The sequence below is a fragment of the Nostoc sp. PCC 9305 genome (assembly GCF_963920915.1).
Lineage (GTDB): Bacteria > Cyanobacteriota > Cyanobacteriia > Cyanobacteriales > Nostocaceae > Nostoc.
Genome location: NZ_CAWUDN010000152.1, coordinates 1 through 14,128, shown reverse-complemented (window position 1 = coordinate 14,128; position 14,128 = coordinate 1). Strand labels below are relative to the sequence as shown.

The 14,128-nt window shown below is 43.2% G+C and carries 14 protein-coding genes; 8 read left to right on the top strand and 6 right to left on the bottom strand.

The features are described 5' to 3' along the window. Positions 1 to 378 precede the first annotated feature (378 nt). The 3 genes from ACM0OX_RS32795 to ACM0OX_RS32785 all read left to right on the top strand — a co-directional run bounded on the left by ACM0OX_RS32795 (position 379) and on the right by ACM0OX_RS32785 (position 5,212). Positions 379 to 3,423 (top strand): response regulator, encoded by a 3,045-nt coding sequence (locus tag ACM0OX_RS32795; RefSeq protein ID WP_414519126.1) that lies wholly within the window; start codon positions 379 to 381, stop codon positions 3,421 to 3,423. After that, a complete protein-coding gene (locus ACM0OX_RS32790) occupies positions 3,395 to 3,781 on the top strand; it encodes a response regulator (protein ID WP_414519125.1) in 387 nt (128 codons plus the stop codon). The genes ACM0OX_RS32795 and ACM0OX_RS32790 overlap by 29 nt, the downstream gene beginning before the upstream one ends. 897 nt (positions 3,782 to 4,678) lie before the next feature. Beyond that, positions 4,679 to 5,212 carry a sterol desaturase family protein gene (locus ACM0OX_RS32785; protein ID WP_414519124.1) on the top strand — a complete coding sequence of 178 codons (534 nt, stop codon included), beginning with the start codon at positions 4,679 to 4,681 and terminating at the stop codon, positions 5,210 to 5,212. An 86-nt stretch (positions 5,213 to 5,298) separates the two neighbouring features. On the opposite strand, the gene ACM0OX_RS32780 is transcribed toward ACM0OX_RS32785, so the two are convergent. Both ACM0OX_RS32780 and aroF read right to left on the bottom strand, forming a co-directional pair. Beyond that, on the bottom strand, positions 5,299 to 5,601 hold the full coding sequence (locus ACM0OX_RS32780) for a hypothetical protein (RefSeq protein WP_289797134.1): 303 nt from the start codon (positions 5,599 to 5,601) through the stop codon (positions 5,299 to 5,301). 366 nt (positions 5,602 to 5,967) lie between these two features. Next, positions 5,968 to 6,837 (bottom strand): 3-deoxy-7-phosphoheptulonate synthase, encoded by an 870-nt coding sequence (gene aroF, locus ACM0OX_RS32775; RefSeq protein ID WP_414519123.1) that lies wholly within the window; start codon positions 6,835 to 6,837, stop codon positions 5,968 to 5,970. 792 nt (positions 6,838 to 7,629) lie between these two features. Here aroF and ACM0OX_RS32770 point away from each other — a divergent pair. From ACM0OX_RS32770 to ACM0OX_RS32755, 4 genes are all read left to right on the top strand, one after another. Next, positions 7,630 to 8,124 (top strand): hypothetical protein, encoded by a 495-nt coding sequence (locus ACM0OX_RS32770; protein ID WP_292783906.1) that lies wholly within the window; start codon positions 7,630 to 7,632, stop codon positions 8,122 to 8,124. 173 nt (positions 8,125 to 8,297) lie between these two features. Next, positions 8,298 to 8,945 (top strand): pentapeptide repeat-containing protein, encoded by a 648-nt coding sequence (locus tag ACM0OX_RS32765; RefSeq protein WP_094347732.1) that lies wholly within the window; start codon positions 8,298 to 8,300, stop codon positions 8,943 to 8,945. 142 nt (positions 8,946 to 9,087) lie between these two features. Beyond that, a complete protein-coding gene (locus ACM0OX_RS32760; RefSeq protein WP_414519122.1) occupies positions 9,088 to 9,942 on the top strand; it encodes a DUF72 domain-containing protein in 855 nt (284 codons plus the stop codon). 83 nt (positions 9,943 to 10,025) lie between these two features. Further along, positions 10,026 to 10,466, top strand: a complete 441-nt coding sequence (locus ACM0OX_RS32755; RefSeq protein ID WP_414519121.1) for a hypothetical protein — start codon at positions 10,026 to 10,028, stop codon at positions 10,464 to 10,466. Positions 10,467 to 10,808: 342 nt separating this feature from the next. Here the strand turns inward: ACM0OX_RS32755 and ACM0OX_RS32750 are convergent, their stop codons facing one another. From ACM0OX_RS32750 to ACM0OX_RS32735, 4 genes are all read right to left on the bottom strand, one after another. Beyond that, positions 10,809 to 11,216 carry a VOC family protein gene (locus ACM0OX_RS32750; protein WP_414519120.1) on the bottom strand — a complete coding sequence of 136 codons (408 nt, stop codon included), beginning with the start codon at positions 11,214 to 11,216 and terminating at the stop codon, positions 10,809 to 10,811. A 92-nt stretch (positions 11,217 to 11,308) separates the two neighbouring features. Continuing rightward, on the bottom strand, positions 11,309 to 11,719 hold the full coding sequence (locus ACM0OX_RS32745; protein WP_414519119.1) for a VOC family protein: 411 nt from the start codon (positions 11,717 to 11,719) through the stop codon (positions 11,309 to 11,311). A 22-nt stretch (positions 11,720 to 11,741) separates the two neighbouring features. Beyond that, positions 11,742 to 12,185: a YybH family protein gene (locus ACM0OX_RS32740; protein WP_414519118.1), complete on the bottom strand. Its 444-nt coding sequence runs from the start codon at positions 12,183 to 12,185 to the stop codon at positions 11,742 to 11,744. Between the two features lie 35 nt (positions 12,186 to 12,220). After that, positions 12,221 to 12,580 (bottom strand): YciI family protein, encoded by a 360-nt coding sequence (locus ACM0OX_RS32735; RefSeq protein ID WP_414519117.1) that lies wholly within the window; start codon positions 12,578 to 12,580, stop codon positions 12,221 to 12,223. 185 nt (positions 12,581 to 12,765) lie between these two features. Here ACM0OX_RS32735 and ACM0OX_RS32730 point away from each other — a divergent pair, with 185 nt between their 5' ends. Then, positions 12,766 to 14,028 carry an RNA polymerase sigma factor gene (locus ACM0OX_RS32730; RefSeq protein ID WP_414519116.1) on the top strand — a complete coding sequence of 421 codons (1,263 nt, stop codon included), beginning with the start codon at positions 12,766 to 12,768 and terminating at the stop codon, positions 14,026 to 14,028. The last annotated feature ends 100 nt before the right edge of the window (positions 14,029 to 14,128 follow it).

Below are 14,128 nucleotides of genomic sequence, written 5' to 3'. Positions count from 1 at the left end.
AGGGGGATCTACGACGATTTTGGTTTTCTAGAAAGATGTGTGTACACCGTAGCCCATGTTGGGAGAAGGGGAACTGGAGCGGCTTCTTAAAAAAGTTCGGGATCTGAGCTTCTCTGTACTAGAAAAACTTGTAAGTAAGGTAGTATGAAGCTGGTGTCTGGAAAATGCTTCTTTTCTCCATACCATCTGCTCCTTAGCAGATAGCTAGAAAATCCAATTAAAATTAATCAATATTGATATTTGTTAATGATTTTGAACTGCAAATATAAACCTTTTAGAAGATGTTTTAAAATTAAGTATTGATATTATATTAAATTTGCCATTTAAGTTTATTAATTGTTATCTGTGATATCCATTTTAACTTGGAAAGCTTTTAACATGAAAATTTTAGTTGTCGAAGATGACGAGTTAAGTGCATATTCACTCACCACCGTTTTAACTAACCAAAACTATGCGGTTGAAGTTGCCACTGATGGAGATGCTGCTTGGAATTTTATTCAAACTTACGATTATGATTTAATCCTCCTAGATGTAGTGTTGCCCAAGCTGGATGGCATTAGTCTTTGTCGTCAAATCCGGTCTAGTGGGTTGCAAATGCCAATATTGTTATTGACAGGGTGCGATAGTAGTCATGAAAAAGCGATCGGATTAGATGCAGGCGCAGATGACTACGTAGTTAAACCCTTTGATGCAGAAGAGTTAATTGCTCGTGTTCGGGCACTGTTGCGTCGTAAAGGCGTAACCTCGCAACCTGTGCTGGAGTATGGTGGGTTGCGGCTAGATCCTAGTAGCTGTGAAGCAACCTATGCTGGAAATCTGCTGCCACTTACTCCCAAAGAGTATGCTCTGTTAGAACTATTCTTGCGAAATACTCGCCGAGTGTTTAGCTGCGGCATGATTTTAGAACATCTTTGGTGTTATGAAGACACTCCACAAGAAGAAGCTGTTCGCACCCATATCAAAGGGTTACGACACAAACTCAAAGCTGTAGGAGCGCCCAATGATTTGGTTGAAACAGTTTACGGTATTGGCTATCGGCTGAAACCACTGCCAGAGGAGAAGGGCAGAGGGGCAGAGGGGCAGAGGAGCAGGGGGGAATTAGAGCGTGAAAAATCTTTGGTTCCCAATCTCAAATCACAGCAGCAAACATTAATCGCAGTTGCGGAAATTTGGCAACGATTTCAAGGGCGGGTAGATGAACAAGTGAGGGTTTTGGAGGAGGCGATCGCAACTTTAAATCACAATAGTTTAAATCTCGATTTGCGATCGCTTGCAGCCAAAGAGGCGCATACCTTGGCAGGTTCTTTAGGTACTTTTGGCTTGCCTCTTGGCTCAAAATTGGCACGCAATATCGAATTGTTACTGAGTTCTCGTCAAATCCTGAGTCAATCTGAGATTACCAATCTCGAAAGTTGGGTAAAGTTATTGCGTCGGGAAATTGACGGAAACGACGCAGCAATAATATCTTCATCACCAACCCCACAGGTTTTAGAAACAGTCACACAACCACTGCAAAATGACCTCCATACAGAAAGTAAAATATTGATTGTGGATGACGATCCGCAAATTCAGGCATTTTTACAAACTTTACTTAGTCCTTGGGGACTAAAAGCGATCGCTCTTGAAGATCCGCGTCAGTTCTGGGAAATCTTGGAAGTAGTTACGCCAGATATGCTGATTCTGGATGTGGAATTACCTTATACAAATGGTATAGAACTTTGCCAATTAGTACGCAATGATTCGCGCTGGTGTGAGTTACCCATTCTATTCCTCACTGTTCATAGCGATGCCGAAATGGTAAATCGAGTGTTTAGTGTTGGTGCTGATGATTTTGTAAGTAAGCCCATTGTCGGGCCAGAACTAGTAACCCGGATTGTTAATCGCTTAGAACGGATGAAATTGCGGCAGCGCGTCGTGCAGGGAGGCAGGGGGGCAGAGGGGCAGGGGGGCAGAGGGGCAGGGGAAGCAGGGGGAGCAGGGGAAGATAGGGAAGTAGATTCTTCCTTGCCTCGCTCATCTCTTAATTTACAAGCCATCAACGAACTGGAATTGCGAGTAGCAGAGCGCACTGCTGAGTTAATTCGGGTGAATCAACAGTTGCAGTCACAACTTGATGAACGTCAACGAACACAGGGAGAATTACGGTTCTCTCAAGCCCGATTTGCACGGATTTTAGATATTGCTGATGATGCAATTATTTCCATTAACGGCTTCCAAAGTATCACTTTGTTTAATCAAGGAGCAGAGAAGATTTTCGGCTACTCTGCCCAGGAAGTGATTGGACAAGGACTTGATTTACTCTTACCACAGCGCTTTTTTCAAGCGCATCGTCAACATGTGGTTGACTTTGGCCAATCTCCCAATGTTGCCCGTCGGATGGGAGAACGGCGTGAAATCTATGGACGCCGCAAGGATGGTACTGAATTTCCAGCGGAGGCTTCTATCTCCAAAATAGAGATGGCTGAGGAAATATTTTATACGGTTATTTTACGAGATATCACAGAGCGCAAACAAATTGAACGCATGAAAGATGAATTTGTCTCTGTTGTTAGTCATGAACTCCGCACACCTTTAACTTCAATTCACGGCTCTCTAGGAATGTTAGCCAGTGGTTTGCTACCAACAGACTCAGAGCAGGGAAAACGCCTACTGCAAATTGCGACTGATAGCAGCGAACGCCTAGTACGTTTAATCAACGACATCCTAGACATTGAGCGGATTGAGTCGGGTAAGACGAAGATGGAACCAGAAATCTGCAATATCGTTGACTTGATCGTTCAAGCAGTAAATGTTATGCAACCTCTGGCTGACAAAGCAGGAGTGAAAGTATCTGTTTCTGCCGAATCTGGCCAAGTATTGGCAGATTGCGATCGCATTGTCCAAACATTGACAAATCTATTGAGTAACGCCATTAAATTCTCGTCTGCTGGATCTACGGTTTGGTTGGGGGTGCAACCACAAGGAAATGAGGTTTTGTTGACAGTCAAAGATACCGGACGCGGTATCCCAACAGACAAACTTGAGAGTATCTTTGAGCGCTTTCAACAAGTTGACTCTTCAGATTCACGCAACCATGATGGAACTGGTTTAGGTTTGGCAATTTGCAAGAGCATTATGCAACAACACGGCGGACGCATTTGGGCTGAAAGTACATTGGGTGAAGGTAGCACTTTTTACATCACTCTGCCATTATTTAGGGCTTTCCAAAATACTGATTTAGAAGACTCTTCCAACATCTCCATGATTCATAGTAGTTACGAGCAAACTACAAATAGCCAACAAAGTCCAGATGCAGAAATTTTAAGCAACGGGCGTGTGACTACCAAGGAATTTGAACAACGGCTGATGAAGTTACTTCAGAGCATTACCCCGAACCAAAAAGAGGATAGCAGTGATGACAACAAAGCAAATTCTAGTAGTTGATAACGAGCAGTATATTCAAGAAGTTGCCAAGATTTGCTTGGAAACAGTCGCAGGCTGGAAAGTAGTGACTGCGAGTTCCGGTCAAGAGGGCATAATTAAAGCTGAGACTTACCAACCAGATGCAATTTTACTAGATGTGATGATGCCAGAGATGGATGGCATCACAACCTTTGAAAAGTTACAAGCCAATCCATTAACCAAAGCAATTCCAGTAATTTTGTTAACTGCTAAAATCCAGGCTTCCGATCGCCGTCGCTATAATCAGATGGGAATGATTAGTGCGATCGCTAAACCATTCAATCCTCTAGAATTAGCTACTGAAGTAGCAGTAGCCTTGGGCTGGAGTTTACAAAAGTAGAACAAAATCCATAGCAAATTAATTTATAAAAAGTAGATGTAGGGAAAAATCAATACAGTTCAGATAAGACCAAAACACTTGTAGAGACGGAGATTTATCGCGTCTCCAAAACCCAAAATTTTTGCCATTAGCCCTTAACCCAAGCGTATTAGACTTCTTGCAAAAGTCGGGGTAAAGGGGAAGGGGAAAAGGGGAAAAAAACTCAAAATCCTTTCCCTTTAACCTTTTCCCTTTTCCCTAAGAGTGCAAAAATATATTTTTGCAAGAGGTCTATTGAAGGAAAAGTGATTTAAAAGTTTTTTTAGGTGTTAAAGAACACAATGGGTAAAAATAAATTCAATTGTTGTTGAAATATAGAATAAAAACGAACGATTTAAATAAATTGTAACTTTGTTCCAAAATTTAGCTCTTTACTACAATTTAAATTGACCAATAACCTTTTTTATAAATAGTCATAATTTATATTTATATCTATGCAATAGAATTAGTTTAATTTTTGTTAATAAAAATTAATATATATTATCTGAACTACTCGATGCTGTAAAATAAGCAGTGGATTTTGTCGATTAACAAATTAAATCTTAATTTGGTTATTTTTGGTAATTAAGACCAAAAAAATTGGACATAATCAGCATTTTCATTTCACCAGATTAATATTACGGATGGGTCTAATTGACGAACCACTCATTTTGGTATTATTGCTTTTTCTTCTTCGGTATCACTCTTGCCCGATACTTTCTGATTGCTGGGGGAGCATACTTGCTCTTTTATTTAGTTCTAGGGAAGTCTCTCGCCAACAAGAGTTTGCGTTTGAAACCGTTGATGAGTTGTTCAATTAAAAAGGATATTGAATTATCAGTAATCTCCACAGTAGTTTTTGCTATTTCTGGAGCATTTATGATCTCAGAGTATAATTTGGGAGTAACCCTGCTATACGCTGACATCTGGAAATACGGACTGTGGTATTTAATAGTTAGCTTTATTGCAGTGCTAATTCTTCAGGATACTTACTTTTATTTTATCCATCGGATCTTTCACCACCCTCGAATTTTTAGATGGATGCATTATGGACACCATCGTTCAGGAGAGCCAACGCCCTGGAGTTCTTCTGCCTTCGACTTACCAGAAGCGATTGTACAAGCACTTTTCTTTGTAGGTGTAAGCTTTATAGTTCCGCTGCATTTTGTCACCTTAGTTGCCGCACTGATAACTATGACAGTATGGGCAGTGTTTACCCATCTCGGATTTGAGCTATTTCCCTCCTCATCTAAAAGTTACTGGATTGGAAGGTGGCTTATTGGTTCTATGCATCATTCCATACATCATCGCAAGTATAAAGTACACTACGGTTTGTACTTTACGTTCTGGGACAAACTGCTTGGGACTGAAGATCCTAATTATGAAAACGAAACCCACACAAGAGAGTTTTAACTATAGCAGTCCTAAATAATTTGTGAAATATTTTTCTGTTGGCTGTCATTTGTCCTTTGTAATCACAAATGACAAATGACTACTGACTATTTAATTTTTGTCGAATTTTCAAGCTTGTTTGGATTCACCCAACGATTGACAAATTCGTTGTTATGTTTGTAAACCTTGATTTGCACTTGCTTAGAACTTAACTTGACTATTTCGGCGGGAATTCTTTGCACATCGCTAGAATCAGTGCGGGGCTTATAAAGCCAAATGACTTTTTGCCCAACTTGAAAGTTGTTAGGATTGCTAGTTAAAGAAAGCGTACTTTCTGCCCAAGATGGGAAAGCAACTGCTAAGTTGATCAAAAGTACTAAGACCACTAGAGTGATTTGAAAAAGTTTCATAATCATTGCACTTGTCTTAGGTTTCATGGGGCAATCAATCTGCTGCTCTAGCATTTAGTTATTGTCCTTCTTTAAGATTATCAAAGTTGAAAGATCGGTATACGAAAAATCCTTTAGGCTATTTAGTAAAAGTTAAAATATCTACTGATTTCAGGATAAAACGATTTAGAGAATAAAATCAAATAGTCTTATTTGTTAAAACGATAACTTAGATTTATATATAGAAGCTTGTATTGCCAAAATACGTTTGAGAACAAATGAAATCGCTGAAGTAACAAGTTTATTTTACGAAAGCGATCGCTGTTTGCCATCAACCCAAAATAAATCTTTTGGCTGAGACATTGAAGCGATCGCCTTGTGTAAAATTTAAGCAGCCCAAAAAATCGGGGCAGGTTCCAAACCCGCCCCAACATCCGATATACTGCGCCCAACGGCTGTTGCTACAGGCTTTAAACTAGCAACTAAATGCACCATATCTTCTAAAGAAAGTGCTTGACGGGCATCAGAAACAGATTTTTCTGGTTCTGGGTGACATTCAATAATTAATCCATCTGCACCGCAAGCGATCGCAGCCCTAGCCACAGGTGCGACCAACTCCCGTTTGCCGACAGCATGGGAAGGATCTACAATTACAGGCAAGTGAGTTATTTGCTTGAGTGCTGCCACTGCCCCTAAATCTAGGACGTTACGGGTGTAATCGTCGAAACTGCGGATACCTCTTTCGCACAACACCACATCAGGATTCCCGTGACTGAGGATATATTCAGCAGCCATAACAAATTCTTCAATAGTTGCTGCTAAACCGCGTTTGAGCAGTATTGGTTTACCAGCTTGTCCCAAAGCTTTGAGCAAATCAAAGTTTTGCATATTGCGGCTACCAACTTGCAGCATATCAGCGTGGGCGGCGACTACTTCAATTTGGGAAATTGACATTACCTCCGTGACAACTGGCATATTGTAATGCGATCGCACCCTGGCTAAAATCTCTAATCCTGACTCTCCCATACCTTGGAAAGCGTAGGGAGATGTGCGGGGTTTGTAGACACCGCCACGCAACCCCTGTACTGATGCAGTAGATAGCCTTTGGGCGACTATCTCCATTTGTTCTAAGCTTTCAACGGTGCAAGGGCCGCCGATAATTACCAGTTCTTTACCGCCGAAAGTGACTTCTTTCGAGATTTTAACGATTGTCTGGTGGTTGAGATGGGCTTGTGCAGCAAGTTTGGCATTAATCATGGTTATATTCTCCTGAAAAATTAAGTATTGGGAAAGAGGAGGCAGGGGATAGGGGATAGGGGGCAGAAGTTATTTGATTTTGAATTTTGAATTGATTTCTCCCTTGTGCCTCTATTTTGCATTCTCAAATAACAACAAAAAAGCCCGAAACCAAGAGTTCCGGGCGCGTTCTGATTCATTGGCATGACGCTATTTACCCGGAATTTATTCTGGGCCAAAAGTAAAAGCCATAAAACCAACTAATGAAATAAGTCATGACAACGAAATTCTCCTTAAAAAAACAAAAACCGCAGAGTTTGCTCTGCGGTTCACCGGGCGGTTTCCATTAGGAAACTTAATTCACCCCCGGTGAACCACCCTAAACCAAAAATAAAAGTAGGAATTTGTGTTAAACATTTGCGCGCTTTTTGCTGGAAAAATTAAGAAATATACGTATCTAATGTAAACCTAGCAGGAAGAGTGAGCTTTGTCAAGACCTGCACAAACTATAAAAAAGCGATAGACTCAGTACAACTCTGGGGATTAAGACTAATAACGCTTTGCACAATTCAAAATCACGCCCTGTTCTGATTATACTAGTTGCTTATTTGCGTAGACGAAAAAAGCGGTTTGTCATTAAACATCACAGTAGTTATATAACCTCAGAAGAAAAAGCCAGGATTGAGAAGTTAAAATATCTAATTCTCCTGACTTCATCTTACGAAAGCTTATTGCAGGGAATTGACACCGCCATTACATTACTGCCCAAATTCTCATTGACCAGATCAATTTTTTAGGATCATCTGTCTGATTATGCCCAGTTCCAAAATCTTAACCCAATCTTTCGACTATTATGGAGCTTACCCCTGCCCAGTCTGTCGAATAGGTAAGATTTCTCACATGCCATTGATGGAAGCTATGGCTTGTGACTTTTGCCAAGAGATTTTTACAGTCAACTTAGAGCAACAGCAAATCAAGATGCCTTCTAGGCAACCACCTTTAACTTGGCGTTGGAATGGGTTTAGTTGGACAGAAGGCCAGTTGGAAGGTATGGAATTAGGTTGGGGTTATGGATTAGCAGCAGCAGTTTTTATAATTCTTCCCACTACTCTAATTGGCATAGTAGCTTACTATTTTCCTGCTAATCTGAAGGAACCCATTACCTGGATGCCATATATTTGGACAATATTAACCTTCTTATCACATTTATCAATTATTGTTTGGATTTATATTGAAGTCTATCAGATTCCAGTTGCAGCATATTTTCGAGCGATCGCTCGATGGAGAAATGGAGAGATGGGGAGATGAGAAAGTTGAAAAGCAGGGGAGCAGAGGGGCAGAGGGGCAGAGGGGCAGAGGAGCAGAGGAGAATAATTAGTACCAATGCCCAATGCCCCATGCCCCATAATCCATAACAAATGATGCAGCGGATAAATGACTCCATCACTCATAATTAAGTTGATTGTCCACCAAAATATCGTATGAGCGATCTGGAGCGGTACTATAGAGTTTTGGAATTAGAGCCTGGGGCTACACTTGAAGAAGTGAACCAGGCTTACAAAGATTTAGTCTTTGTTTGGCATCCCGATCGCATTCCTAAAGACAATCTCCGTTTACAGCAAAAAGCACAAGACAAGCTGAAAGCCATAAATGAAGCTCGTGAAAAGTTGCGTTCTCTAAAAACCAAACATCAAACTACACATCACTCACCGCCACCTCAACAGGAAAAACCATCTCAAACAATCCAGAAACCACCAAAGCAAAACTCAGACTTGAGTGGCAAAGACTACAGTCGGGCAAATTTGAGCAATAAAGACTTATCTGGCAGAAATCTAAGTTATGCCAATTTGAGCGGTGCTAATCTCAGCGACACTTTTATGCACAAAGTCAACCTTAGAGGTGCAAATTTATCTGAAGCAAATTTATTTCGGGCAAATCTACTTTTAGCCGATCTCAGGGAAGCGAATTTACGCGCTGCTAATTTGATTGGAGCGGATCTCAGTGGAGCCGACTTGCGAGGAGCCGACTTGACGGGAGCGCGGATTCGCTCTGGTGAGCGGCTTCTGGTTAAATTAGTTGGGACTAACTTAGCAGGGGCAATTATGCCTGATGGTTCAATTTATCAATAACTGAGGTTGCGCCATAACACCAAAACCCTCATGTAGAGACGCGATTTATCGCGTCTTAAAAGACAAATGTATCCACTTAGCTTTATCCATCCCTACAACCTACGTGTAAAATTGAATATATACATCAAGGCTTTTAGGCATTGTGAACTTTTTTATCGGCTGTGCTGTTTGGGCATATAAAGGTTGGGTAGGCGAACTCTATCCCCAAGGTACTCGCACTGCTGATTTTCTCCATCTCTACAGTCGTCGCTTCACCACTGTAGAAGGTAACACTACCTTTTATGCCGTGCCTAACCAAGAAACTGTAACTCGTTGGGCTGCCGAAACACCAACAGGTTTTGAATTTTGTCTAAAATTACCGCGAGATATTACCCATCAAGGGTTGCTAAAACCTTATATTCCAGCTGCTTTAAATTTTCTGGAGGAAATGCGCCCTTTAGGTAAGCATCTTGGCCCAATTTTTGCCCAGTTACCACCCAGTTATGCACCTGCATTACTTGACGATTTGACCAACTTTCTAGAAGCTTGGCCGCGTACAGAAGCACCCCTAGCCGTGGAAGTTCGGCATCCCGACTGGTTCAAAGAACCCCATGCTAGTAATTTGACGGCACTTTTAGAAAATTTAGGTGTCGGACGAGTACTGTTAGACTCGCGTCCCATTTACACTGGAGATGATGACCCCCAGTTGCAATCGGAACGGCGAAAACCTAAATTACCGTTGCAATTGAGTGTGACAGCGCCTTTTACTCTGATTCGGTTTATTTCTCATCCGAATTTATCAGTGAATCAGCCATTTATGGAAGAGTGGGTAAGGCAGATTCAGCAATGGTTACAGATGGGAGTGCGAATTTATTTCTTTGTCCATTGTCCAATAGAAGCGCGATCGCCCAGCACAGCCCGTCACTTCCAACAGCTATTAGAACAGAATGGCGCACCAGTTCCACCCCTACCTTGGAATAACCTTGAGCATCCCCCCAATCAACTCAGTTTATGGTGAGCGTATTTAGTAGATAATTGGGGTTGTAATACTTTTCTGTTAAAGAAAAATTTTTTAGAGCAGTTCCATCAAAGGAGGTTGAGATGAGTCGTCTTCTTTATGAAAACTCAGTTTCATATAAAGGATATCTCATAATTCCATTTGTTTTTGGCAAGGCGGATAATTACGAAATTTATTCGTATAAAATGCTATCTGAAATTGGGCACAGAAGCAAATTTCACAAAGCAGAAAATCCAGCAGAAATCTATGGAAGTGACGTTAGTAACATCATTGATATTGCTAAAGAGCATATCGATAAAAATTCAGAATTTGTTCATCGCGGGGATAGTTTTAAGTCTCGCTATGTTTATCGGAACAATTTAATTATCATCTTTCAAGAAGGAGACAAATATTTTTATGACCATTACCCACCAGAGTTATTGAATAATATTGCAGCTCCAAAGTTATTCAAATCTGAATATGAATGTCTGAATTGGATTAAGCAAGGGTTTGATGGGCGACATGTGCGGCAAAGAGTGATTTGAAGAAGGTAAGCTAAACCACATCTAGTTTGCATATCTAAAATTTATATAACTCTTGTGGGGTGGGCATCTTGCCCGCCGTAATTATGCAATTTAAATGTGGAACAGCTTAGGAGTATTTGCATTTGTGTATTACAGCTATTTACTTGAAAATAGGGCGTTGCTGAATCAAGGGATGATTTTTGTAGGGTGGGCGACACGAGAGCCCTGAAATACAAGGGACGGGCAAGATGCCCATCCCACAAAACTAGCAAAATCATCCCGCAAATATGCAACACCGAAAATAGCTGTAATTTGGAATTTTGCTTTGCAACATTCTTTGCAACATTATTTAAATGTCTGCAATCAACCTTGATTTATTGCGCTTGGCTCCATGTAGATAATTTCCCAAATGTGGCCATCTAAGTCAGCAAATCCATGTCCATACATAAAACCATGATCTTGCGGTTCATTGTAGGTTGTTCCACCAGCGGCGACAGCCTTGCGAATCATTTCATCAACTTGTTCTCGGCTCTCAGAAGATAAACACACAAGCACTTCTGTGCTTTTTGTGGCATCACAAATTTCTTTGGGAGTAAACGTCTTAAACTTTTCATGGGTCAAAAGCATGACGAAAATGTTTTCGGACACAATCATACAGGTGGCAGTTTCGTCAGTGAATTGAGGATTAAACTCAAAGCCGAGTTGAGTAAAGAACTCGATCGATTGATTGAGGTTTTTAACTGGCAGATTAACGAAAATTTGAGTACTCATGGGTTCTTCTTTGGAATTATTGCACAGTGAAAGATCGGCGAAAAAGCGCTGAGGTTTTACAGGGAAGACGCCTATAAGCGCCTCCCCACAAGTCAAGCAGTTTTCTGGCAGTTGACCATCCACGGAATGCCGAATCGATCGACCAACATACCAAAGCGGACAGACCAAAAGGTTTGATCGATCGGCATCTTCACTTTTCCGTTTTCTGCCAGGATATGAAAGATGCGTTCTGCCTCCGCTGGCTCGTCAACGCTGATTTGTACGGAAAAGCCTTGGGGTGTTTCAAAATATCCAGGTGGACTGTCAGACCCCATCAAGAGGCGATCGCCCAGATCGAGGCAGACGTGCATGATTTTGTCATGCCATTCGGCTGGTATATGCTCGGCTGAGGGCGCATCCCCGTGCGTGAGCATCATGACAATTTTGCCGCCAAGACAGTGTTCATAGAACTTGAACGCTGCCTCACAGTTACCGTTGAACATGAGATAAGGATTGAGTTTCATTGCCTTGACTCAGTAGATTGGGCTATGGGTTAAGCGTGAATACAGCTTGAGATGTCTCTGGATCGAATGGAACCGAGAGGTGTTCGTGTAATATCTGCCATTCACCTTGATTTTTCTGGCAGACAGCAGTGACGCGCATCCAGGTCTGCATTGCCGGATGGTCTTGGCTTCCTGTGAAGCGAAATAGCCAATGTGCAACCGCTAAGTCTTCACTGACGGTAATCTTCTGGTCTCGTGTTTCAATCTCAAAGGCGTCCGGGAAGTAAGGCAAACATTCTTTCCACACTTGACGCCAAGCATCTTTTCCTTGGGTTTGGAAAGGAGGTTTAACATCGAAGACGATAACCTCGTTGGCATAGTGGGACATGATTTGCTCAACATCCTTGGCGCAGATAGCGCGTTGTTGCTCGGCAATTAGTTGGCGAATCTGAACTTCGTTAGTTGCGATCGCGTTTTTAGTTGTCATTGTCATCTCTCCTTTTGGGTTGAGGTTGAGTGCAGTTACGAATTCTCTGGCAAACCTGCAACTTCAATCACAGGTCGAATTTCAACAGTCCCGACGCGCGCGCCTGGAATCCGCGCGGCGATCGCGATCGCTTCGTCGAGATCCTGAGCATTAATCAGAAAAAAACCGCCCAATTGTTCGCGAGTTTCTGCAAACGGCCCGTCAGTTATTAGTGGTTTGCCATCGCGTACCCGAACGCTGGTTGCAGTTGCGACAGGGTGGAGTGGAGCGGTTGCGAGATACTGCCCCTTCGAGTTGAGTTGTTGTGCCAGTTGCGCGGATTCTAGATAACAATGTTCCCGCTCGGTTTGGCTCAGGGCATTTTCCTCCAGGTAAATCAGCAGCAAATATTTCATGGGGTTGCCTCCTTTATTTCCCGTTGTTACTTCCCTTTGTCAGTAAGTCGAACGGTGCTGCCTCAAATCGACACTCCGCCAAAAATTTTTATCCTTTAGTACGATCGAGGTATACCTCCCTTGTTTCCCTTTGTTAGTAAGTCGAACGGTGCTAACTCAAATCGACACCTCGCCAAAAATTTTTTATGTCAGGTATAATCCCAAACGCAAAAACAGACGTAAAACAAGCGATCGCCTCCCTTTACCGGGCTGAATGGGGGCGGATCGTCGCTATCCTCATCCGGTTGGTGGGGGATTTCGATGTGGCTGAAGAAGCGGTACAGGAAGCCTTTATAGCCGCCGTGAATCAATGGCAGTCGAGCGGTGTGCCCGATCTCCCCCGTGCATGGATCGTCAAAACAGCCCGATACAAAGCCATCGATCGCCTCCGACGGCGGACGCGGCTGACGGAAAAATTGGAATGGTACGCCGCCTCCGGGTTAATCCCAACCCGCGAGGAGCCAACTTACGATACAGACGAAATTCCAGACGATCGGCTGCGGCTAATCTTTACTTGCTGCCACCCAGCATTGGCGATCGAGGCGCAGGTTGCTTTGACGCTGCGGCTGCTGGGCGGACTTGAAACAGATGAAATTGCGCGGGCGTTTCTCGTGCCCACGGCAACGATGGCGCAACGGTTGGTGCGCGCCAAACGCAAGATTCGGGATGCAGGTATTCCCTATAAAGTGCCGGACACAACCGATCTGTCTGTGCGGGTAGACGCAGTGCTGACGGCGATCTATCTGATTTTTAATGAGGGCTACGCAACGACTAGGGGCGAGACGATGATGAGGGCTGACCTCTGCACAGAAGCGATTCGGCTGGGTCGCCTCGTGAGGACGTTGATGGCACCGCAACCGCCCTCAGAAGTGACTGCACTCTTGGCGCTGATGTTGCTGCACGACTCCCGGCGTGATGCTCGTTTGGATGAGGCAGGCGATCTGGTGTTGCTCGAAGATCAGGATCGTAGTCGCTGGAATCAACAACAGATTGCTGAGGCGCTACCGCTCGTTGAAGAGGCATTGCGGGGCGAGATTGGTTCCTTTGCAGTGCAAGCAGCGATCGCCGCACTACATTGTCAGGCAACACAAGCAGAAGAAACGGACTGGTTACAAATTGTCCGCCTCTACGATTTGCTCGAACGCTTGCAGCCCTCACCGATTGTGTCACTGAACCGGGCGGTGGCGATCTCAATGATAGAGAGTCCTCAGACGACCCTCGAACTCATTGATAGGCTTGCTCCCCAACTTAATGACTACCATCTATTTCACGCCACCCGTGCCGAGATGCTGCGCCGCATCGGAGCCTCAGCATCAGCCGCACAAAGCTACGCGATCGCGCTCATGCTGGTAACAAATGACAGCGAACGCCGCTTTCTGGAGCGTCGCCTGCGCGAAGTTCAGCCCTAAGTCCAGCATCACCGGACACGCGAAGAATTATTGATTATTTATATTGCAATACAGTTCAGTTAAGCGTTTCTTTCTTCTCTCAGTGTTCTCTGCGCCTCTG